General features: G+C 71.2%; 8 protein-coding genes. 3 read left to right on the top strand and 5 right to left on the bottom strand.

Going from position 1 to position 8,131, the window contains the following annotated elements; genetic code table 11:
* Positions 1-175: 175 nt before the first annotated feature.
* Both CVO76_RS08005 and CVO76_RS08000 read right to left on the bottom strand, forming a co-directional pair.
* The gene (locus CVO76_RS08005) at positions 176-1,705 is read right to left on the bottom strand and encodes an RNB domain-containing ribonuclease (RefSeq protein ID WP_347876233.1); all 1,530 of its coding nucleotides are present in this window, start codon (positions 1,703-1,705) and stop codon (positions 176-178) included.
* Positions 1,706-1,771: 66 nt separating this feature from the next.
* A complete protein-coding gene (locus CVO76_RS08000) occupies positions 1,772-2,218 on the bottom strand; it encodes a YdeI/OmpD-associated family protein (RefSeq protein WP_208741586.1) in 447 nt (148 codons plus the stop codon).
* 168 nt (positions 2,219-2,386) lie between these two features.
* On the opposite strand from CVO76_RS08000, the gene CVO76_RS07995 reads away from it, so the two are divergent.
* Positions 2,387-3,208 carry a ferritin-like fold-containing protein gene (locus CVO76_RS07995; protein ID WP_208741585.1) on the top strand — a complete coding sequence of 274 codons (822 nt, stop codon included), beginning with the start codon at positions 2,387-2,389 and terminating at the stop codon, positions 3,206-3,208.
* An 87-nt stretch (positions 3,209-3,295) separates the two neighbouring features.
* Here CVO76_RS07995 and CVO76_RS07990 read toward each other — a convergent pair whose 3' ends face one another.
* On the bottom strand, positions 3,296-3,520 hold the full coding sequence (locus CVO76_RS07990; RefSeq protein WP_133080975.1) for a DUF3107 domain-containing protein: 225 nt from the start codon (positions 3,518-3,520) through the stop codon (positions 3,296-3,298).
* Between the two features lie 49 nt (positions 3,521-3,569).
* Positions 3,570-4,190 carry a TetR/AcrR family transcriptional regulator gene (locus tag CVO76_RS07985; protein ID WP_244186268.1) on the bottom strand — a complete coding sequence of 207 codons (621 nt, stop codon included), beginning with the start codon at positions 4,188-4,190 and terminating at the stop codon, positions 3,570-3,572.
* A 147-nt stretch (positions 4,191-4,337) separates the two neighbouring features.
* Between CVO76_RS07985 and moeB the strand changes: the two genes are divergently transcribed.
* Positions 4,338-5,657, top strand: a complete 1,320-nt coding sequence (gene moeB / locus CVO76_RS07980; protein WP_208741584.1) for a molybdopterin-synthase adenylyltransferase MoeB — start codon at positions 4,338-4,340, stop codon at positions 5,655-5,657.
* A gap of 49 nt (positions 5,658-5,706) precedes the next feature.
* On the opposite strand, the gene CVO76_RS07975 is transcribed toward moeB, so the two are convergent.
* A complete protein-coding gene (locus CVO76_RS07975) occupies positions 5,707-7,107 on the bottom strand; it encodes a glutamyl-tRNA reductase (protein ID WP_133080973.1) in 1,401 nt (466 codons plus the stop codon).
* Positions 7,108-7,289: 182 nt separating this feature from the next.
* Here CVO76_RS07975 and CVO76_RS07970 point away from each other — a divergent pair.
* The coding region (locus CVO76_RS07970) for a uroporphyrinogen decarboxylase (protein ID WP_208741749.1) at positions 7,290-8,131 on the top strand (842 nt) is incomplete at its 3' end.

Here is an 8,131-nt window from a genome sequence, read left to right as displayed (position 1 = left end):
GGGGCGTCCAGTGGAAGCCGATCGCGGGCTTGCAACTGCGTGCGGGCTGCGGAGGGAGACCTGCGCCCGCGGGAAAACTCGGGATCGAGTAGGTACTGCGGGTTATCGACGGATTGATAACGACCGGGCATCCATTACTACACCCTCAGCCTACCCTGCCGGTCCGTGCGGGGCCTCATCGCAGGTCCCGCTGGGGCGCGTCCGTCGGTTTGACCTCGAAGCGGAGACGCCGCCGGGCGATGTCCGCTTCGAGCAGGACCACGGTGACGCGCTCTCCCGCCACGAGTTCGCCGTAGCACTTCGCCTCCAGCGGGGGTTCGGTGACCTGCACCGTGCCGGACAGGCGCGGGGCCTGCCGGCCGGGCGCGTCCTCGACGGCGGGCGGGGAGCCCTGCAGGACGACGGCGGAGAAGGCCTCGCCGATGCGGTTGCTCAGCAGCGCCGCCTGCACGGCGTCCATCGCCCCGGAATCGAGCCGCGAGGCCGTCTGGTTCGAGGACGCCATCAGCGCATTGAGGTCGGGGAGGGCGGCACGCACCCACTCCGGGACCTCCTCGCCGGCGCACAGCGCTGCGCACGTGACGAGCACGAAGCGGTCCACGAGGCGCCGCAGGGGAGCGGTGGTGTGCGCGTAGGGCGCCGCGATGGCCGACTGCACGACGGCGTCGGGCACCGCGCCGTCGAACGCGGTGTAGCCGGCGCCGCGGAAGAGCGAGGCCGCGGCGTGCATCAGGGCGAGCTGCCGCGGGTCGGCGACGTCGAGCGTGCGCAGGAAGGCGCCGTACGGCATGTCCGGGGGCCAGGGGTGCTCGAGTGCCTCCGACTGGCGGCGGAACTTGCCGAGTGCGCCGTCGTCGGGCTCGGGCATGGTGCGCAGGATGCCGATGCCGCCGTCGATCATCATGCGGGCCGCGGCCATGCCCGTCATGAGCGAGATCTGCGCGTTCCAGTCCTCGCACGGAAGGGACGGCTCGGTGATGATGGCGTAGCTCTCGCCGTCGTGCGTGATCTCCTGGCGCGGCAGGTTGAGGCTCGCCCCACCGCGGTCCAGTTCCTGCTGGATGCGCCGGAGCCCGATCTCGCGGAGGAGGAGGAGCTGCTCGTCCGCGGTGCCCGCGTCGATCGCCGCCTGGACCTCGGCGTAGGTGAGCTGGCGGCGGCTGCGCACCGTGGCTCGGCGGACGGTGACGGTCCGGACGACGGCCCCGGCGTCGAGGTCGAAGTGCCACACGAAGGCAGGGCGGTCCTGGTCGGGAAGGAGGCTCGCGGCGTCCTCGGAGATGGTCTCCGGGTGCAGGGAGATCCGTCCGTCGGGCGCGTACAGGGTCTGGCCGCGGAGCCTCGCCTCTGCGTCGACCGCGCCCCCGGCCCGGACGAAGAGCGGTACGTCGGCGATGGCGTACCAGACCTCGTAGCCCGCGCCGGGTCCCTGCCCGGGATCGTCCGACCTGCCGGACCCGGCACTGCGCGCCAGGTGGACGGCCTGGTCGAGGTCGGTGGAGCCGGGTGGGTCGATGGTGAGGAAGGGCAGGTCTCGCAGGTCGGCGTCCGGCAGGCGGGAGGCCGCTACGGCCTCGGCCGCCTCGCGGAGCACGTCCTCCGGGAAATCCTCACGGATGTCGAGTTCCTCGCGGAGGGACCGCAGCGACTCGGTGAGCCGTTGCTGGGACTCGCGGTCCCTGAGGTCCATATGCTGTGCTGGCACACGCCTTACGGTAGTGCACGTTCACGACATCGGGCAGGGCGGATGTCGGAGCACCTGTCCGCGCCGTCAGGAAGGCGGCGGGCGGAGGGAGTCCACGGCCCTGAGCACACGGCGTCGGCGCGTGTCCGCGCCCTTCGCCTGGACGATGGGCAGCACCAGGGCCTTCCTGCGGCTCACGGAGAGCGCATCGAACGCGCGGACCAGCGCCGGATCGTCGGACAGCGCGACGGCGAGATCCTCGGGGACGTCCACGGTGCGCTCCTCGGTGTCGAGGTCCAGCCCCACGGTCACCGTCCGGCCGGCCTCGATGCCGGCTGCCGTGCGGTGCTCCGCGCTGACCGGGATCATGGGGCGCCCGTCCATCGACCCGACGGTGGTGCGGTACGTGTAGGTCCCGATCGTGACGCGCACCGGGGGACGCCTGCCCCCGCCGAGCGCGGCCAGGACCTGCTCGGGCACCTGCAGCCCGGTGGCCGTGCGGCCCGAGAGTTCGAGGACGGCGGAGAAGTCCACGGGTGCCTTCCTTCCATCCGGCTGCACACCGGAGCGTCGGGAACCGGACAGCAGCGGGATCCCGCTGTCCGGACTGGGACGAGCCTAGGCGGCGTCGCCGTTCCGCAACAGGTGCCGGGCGCCGTACGGCGGGTTGCCCCACCCCTGCGATTGCGTACTCTTAGCAGAATGAACAACGGCTCCACCGACCGCACGGCCCTTTCCACGTCCGGCCAGGACCGTACCGTGTCGCCGGCCCCTTCGGCGGTGCGCACGACGCGGCCGGAGCCTCCGACGGCGTCCGACGGGCAGGACGCCGTCGTCCGGCCGGCAGCGGGCGGCCCCGCGCCCGACGCCTTCTCCGACCCCCGCTACGCCCGCTTCGTCACCGACCTGCTCGGTGTCATCGCCTACGGGGAACTCTCAGGCTTCGAGCGGTTGTCGTCGGACGCCCGTTTCTCGCCCAGCCTCGCGGACCGCGCGAACCTCGGTCGGCTCGCGGTCCGGGAGTTCGAGCACTTCGAGTCGGTGACGGCCTTCCTGGGCCGGCGGGGCGTGTCCGTCGAGGACGCGATGACGCCGTTCCAGGCATCCATCGATGCATTCCACGAGCGCACGCGGCCCGGCGACTGGTACGAGTCGCTCATGAAGGCCTACGTCATCGACGCCTTCTCCGGGGACTTCTACCGGGCCCTGGCCGACAGCCTCGACCCGGCCACCCGCGAACTCATCGGCGCCATCGACTCGGGCGAAGGCGCCGCCCACCTGCAGCGGCGCCTGAAGGAGGCGCTCTCCGACGATCCGCGCCTCGCCTCGCGCCTCGCGCTCTGGGGGCGCAGGCTCGTCGGGGAAGCCCTCACGCAGGCGCAGCGCGTCGGTATCGAACGTGAGTACCTGGCGGGACTGCTCTTCGCCGCCGAACCCGACCACGCGCAGCACACCACGGCCCTCTTCGCGCAGCTCACCCGCAACCACTCGCGGCGCATGAGCGCACTCGGACTCACCGCGTAGTCCGGCGCCCCGCACAGGAAGACCCGCGGGCCACACCTTCCGGCGTCGCCCGCGGGTCCTCGTCCGCGTCCTGCTGTCCGCCCGGGACTAGAGCGCGCCGAAGCCCACGCGGCGGGTCTCCTCGGCGCCGATCTCGACATAGCCGAGGACCGACGTCGGAACGATCACCTGGCGGCCCTTGGAATCCTTGAGGCGCAGTTCGGTACCGCCGCTCATCGCCGCGGCCACGAGCTCCGCGATCGCGTCGGCGCTCTCGGCGGAATCGAGGATGATCTCCCGGTTGACGTTCTGGATACCGATCTTGACTTCCACGGCGCATGCCTCCTGTGTAGTGAACCTGTGATTCGTACCGAAACCTACTCTAGATTTCCTTGGGGAAGCGGCTGATTCCGCGCCAAGCTAAACGGTAGATCAGCTCCGCGGCGGCATCGATGTCGAGGCTGCCGTCGGTCTCCAGCCAATATCTGGCGCTGATCTGCGCCATCCCCGCCAGGCCGCGGCCCAGCAGCGTCGCCTCCACCAGGGACAGCTGGGTGTCACCCGCGATCACACCGGCGATGTCGTTGGCGAACTGTGCGTTGAAGGCCTCGAGCCGGCTGCTCACGTCGGGCTCGTTGCTGATGTCCGACTCGAAGACAAGGCGGTGCGCCCTGCTGTCCTGCGCGATGAACTGGAAGTAGGCACGCATGGTCGCGTGGACGCGGAGCTTGTTGTCGTCCGTGGAGCGCAGGGCATCGACGAGCAGCTGCGTCAGCTCGGCGAGGTGGCTGTCGAGCAGGGCCAGGTAGAGGTCGCGCTTGCCCGGGAAGTGCTGGTAGAGCACCGGCTTGCTGACCTTGGCCGCGACGGCGATGTCGTCCATCGCCGCGCCGTGGTAGCCGCTCCCCACGAAGACCTCCTGCGCCGCTGCCAGGAGCTGCCGGCGGCGTTCGTCCCGCGGCAGCCGGAGGGACTTTCCTGAGGCGGTCGGTTCTGCACTCACGTAGGGCGATCCTCGGTTCAGCGGTCGGTGGACGTCCGCCCAGTTTACCCACCGGTCTCCCGGTCCACCCGTTCCGGGTCGCGGGTTGTCCCCGTCCCCGCACGCCGGTCGCTGGCCGGTGCGCGGGGAAGCGGAATACCCTTGGGCATGACCGCTTCCCCGTCGTCGCCGCCCGTTCCCGCACCCGTTCCCGCACCCGTTCCCGCACCCGTGTCCGGCGCCGCTGTGCCCGCGGCGGAACCGATCCCGGAGCCGTCGGAGCGATGGCAGGGAGGGGCGCCAGGACTGCCTCCGCTCGTCGACGCGACCGGGAGCCTGACGCAGGAGGAGAGCTCCCGCTACTCCCGGCACCTGATCATCCCCGGTTTCGGGCCCGACGCGCAGCTGCGCCTCAAGAACGCGCGCGTGCTCGTGATCGGGGCCGGCGGTCTCGGCTCGCCCGCGCTGCTCTACCTGGCTGCGGCGGGGGTGGGGACGCTCGGCATCGTGGACGACGACGACGTCGAGCTCTCGAACCTGCAGCGCCAGGTGATCCACTCGATGCCCGACATCGGACGGTCGAAGGCCGAATCGGCCCGCGACAGCATCCTGGCGTTGAACCCGCTGGTCGGCGTGGTCCTGCACCGGGAACGGCTCGACCGGTCCAACGCCCTGACCCTGTTCGCCGGCTATGACCTCATCATCGACGGCACGGACAACTTCGCCACCCGGTACCTCGTGAACGACGCCGCCGCGATCCTCGGCAAGCCCTACGTGTGGGGTTCCATCCTCCGGTTCGACGGGCAGGTCAGCGTGTTCTGGCAGGATCATGGACCCACCTACCGCGATCTCTATCCCGAGGCGCCGCCGCCGGGATCCGTGCCGTCCTGCGCGGAGGGAGGCGTGCTGGGCGTGCTCTGCGCGCAGATCGGCTCCGTGATGGTCAACGAGGCGATCAAGCTCATCACGGGGGTGGGCACCACCCTCCTCGGCCGGGTGCTGGTGTTCGACGCGCTGGACATGAGCTGGCGGGAGGTGCGCGTGCGTCCCGACCCGACGGCGGCGCGCATCACCGAACTGATCGACTACGAGCAGTTCTGCGGGTTGCCGCCTGCCAGCCCGACCGCCGCACCGGACGGTCTCGGCGGCGAGGACCGGGTCCCGACGATCACCGTGGACGAACTCGCGCGGCTCCTCGCCGAGCGGTCCGCGGACACGGCCGATTTCGAGCTGCTCGACGTCCGTACCCCGGAGGAGTACGCCATCGTTCACATCGACGGCGCGGTGCTGGTCCCGAAGGACACGATCCTCGACGGCGACGCCTCCGTAGACACCGGCCGGACCGTCTACGTCCACTGCAAGTCGGGCGTCCGGTCGGCCGACGTTGTGCGCTTCCTCCGGGCGCAGGGGCACCCGGACGCGCGGTCGGTGGACGGCGGGATCATCGAGTGGGTCCGCAGGATCGAACCTGCGAAGCTGACGTACTAGGCGGACGGATCAGGGCCCGTCCCGGGCGTCCGCCGACAGCGGCAGGGGACTAGGCGCTGCGGGCGGGCCGCTCGTGGTCCACCGGGCACACGGCACCGTCGGCATGCGTGTGGTGCAGCCGGGCGGCCGGGACCACGGCGGCGGACGCGGTGGCTCCCTCGGCGGTCGCCGGGGCGGCGGGCGCCTTCGGGGCGGCGGGCGCGACGTCGATCCCGTACAGGGCCTCCAGCGCGGCGGTGTAGTCGTCCTGGCGTCCCTCGGCGGCGAGTTCGCGGGCACGGACGGTCGGTACGTGCAGGAGCTGGCGGACCATGCGCCGCAGGGCGAACTCGACCTCCTCGGCAGCCGCGGTGCAGCCGTGCTGCGCCCTCACGCGTTCCATCTCGGAGTCGAGCACGGCCTGGGTGTGCTGCCGCAGCGCGACGATCGCGGCGTTCATCGCCCGGGTGTTCTGCTGCTCCTCGAAGGACCGCGCGGCCTCGCGCACGAGGTCGCCGGCCTGCGCGAGGGCGTCGGCCTGCTCCTCCGGTGCAGCTGCGCGCACGGACTCGAGGGTGATGAGCTCGACGTCGTCGAGGGTGCCGACGGCAGGATCGAAGTCGTGGCTCAGCGCCAGGTCGATGACCACGAGCGGGCGGTTGCTGCCCTCGCGGACCCGTTCGATGTCGGCGGCGTCGATGCGTGCGTCACTGCCGCTGCACCCGATGACCACGTCCGCCCGGCGCATGGCACCCGGCAGGTCCGCGGCCGCGACGGCCGTCCCGCCGCGTGTGGCCACGAACGCGTCCGCGCGTCCCGAGGACGAGAAGACGGAGATGTCGGTGCAGCCCCGATCCTTGAGCGCGGCCATCGTGGCCCCCGCGTAGGCGCCGGTGCCGAACAGCACCACGGCCTTGCCGGACCAGTCGGCGTCGTCGGAGATGTCGCCCGCCAGTTCGAGGGCGACGGAGACGATCGAACGCCCGCGGCTGCCGAGCGCGGTCTGTGCCCCGACCTCCTTCGCGGTCTTCGACGCCGCCTGGAAGAGGCGTACCAGTCCGCCGCTGGCCGCTCCCGAGCCCTGGGCCTCGGTGAGTGCGCGCCGGACCTGTCCGGCGATCTCGCGTTCCCCGATCACGGCGGAGTCCAACCCGGCGCCGACGGCGAACAGGTGTTCTGCGACGTCCTGGCCCGTGTGCGTCTCGAAGGAGGCGGACACCGACTTCTCGGGAATCCCGGAGTACTCGCTGATGGTGGAGACGATCGCGGACCGTGCGGCCTCCACGTCGTCCTCCGACGGGGCCTCCGCGTAGATCTCGAACCGGTTGCAGGTGGCGAGGACCACGGCGCCCGACACCGACCTGTCGTCGGCGAGCGCGACGGAGGGGACCTGGGGCGCCCCGACGCTCAGTCGGGCAACGGTTTCCAGGTCGACGTTCGAGTGTGTCGCTACAAGTGAAAGAAGTACCACAGCCCCTCAATCATACCGAGAACGACCCCCGTTCCCTGAATAGGTGATCCTTACCGGCGCTTGCAAACCGCGGAATCCTGCGGGATCGTGTCCCTCCACGAGCAGGTGATGTTGCCCACGCCCGGCCCGGCGCCCGGCGGCCCGGTTAACCATCGGCCGGGATCTTCGGCAGAATCTGCGGTATGGACCTTGGAGCATCGCACCCGCTGGTCGACGGACGCACGTCCGGCTCGGCCCTCATCTCCGCGTATCGCGGGCTGACTCCGCACCGCCGGCCCGTGTGGTTCATGCGCCAGGCGGGACGGTCCCTGCCCGAGTACCGTGCGCTGCGGGAGGGCACGAACATGCTCGAGTCCTGTCTGGACCCGGAGATGGCGTCCGAGATCACCCTCCAGCCCGTCCGCCGGCACGACGTCGACGCCGGCATCTTCTTCTCGGACATCGTGATCCCGCTCAAGCTGGCCGGGGTCGACGTGGACATCGTCCCCGGTGTCGGTCCCGTCCTCGGCAAGCCCATCCGGTCCGCAGCCGACGTGGCGGCCCTGCCCCGGCTGACCGACGAGGCGCTCGAGCCCATCCGGCAGGCCGTCGCCCTCACCGTCGCCCAGCTCGGCTCCACACCGCTCATCGGATTCGCGGGTGCCCCCTTCACCCTGGCCGCCTACATGGTGGAGGGCCGGCCGTCACGCGACCACCTCGGTCCGCGCACCATGATGCACTCCGACCCGGACACGTGGCGAGCGCTGACGGAGTGGGCCGCGGATGCCTCGGGCATGTTCCTCCGCGCCCAGCTGGAGGCCGGTGCGAGCGCAGCGCAGCTGTTCGACTCGTGGGCGGGCTCGCTGGGGCTCGCCGACTACCGTCGTTCCGTCGCACCGGCGTCGCGCCGCGCCCTGGACCACGTCCGCGGCCTCGGGGCACCCCTGATCCACTTCGGCACCGGGACCTCGGAGCTGCTCGTCGCCATGCACGAGGTGGGAGTGGACGTCATCGGTGTCGACTACCGCCTGCCCCTCGACGAGGC

This window comes from Arthrobacter agilis (genome assembly GCF_002953615.1).
Lineage (GTDB): Bacteria > Actinomycetota > Actinomycetes > Actinomycetales > Micrococcaceae > Arthrobacter_D > Arthrobacter_D agilis_B.
This window is presented reverse-complemented; position numbering and strand designations above follow the sequence as displayed.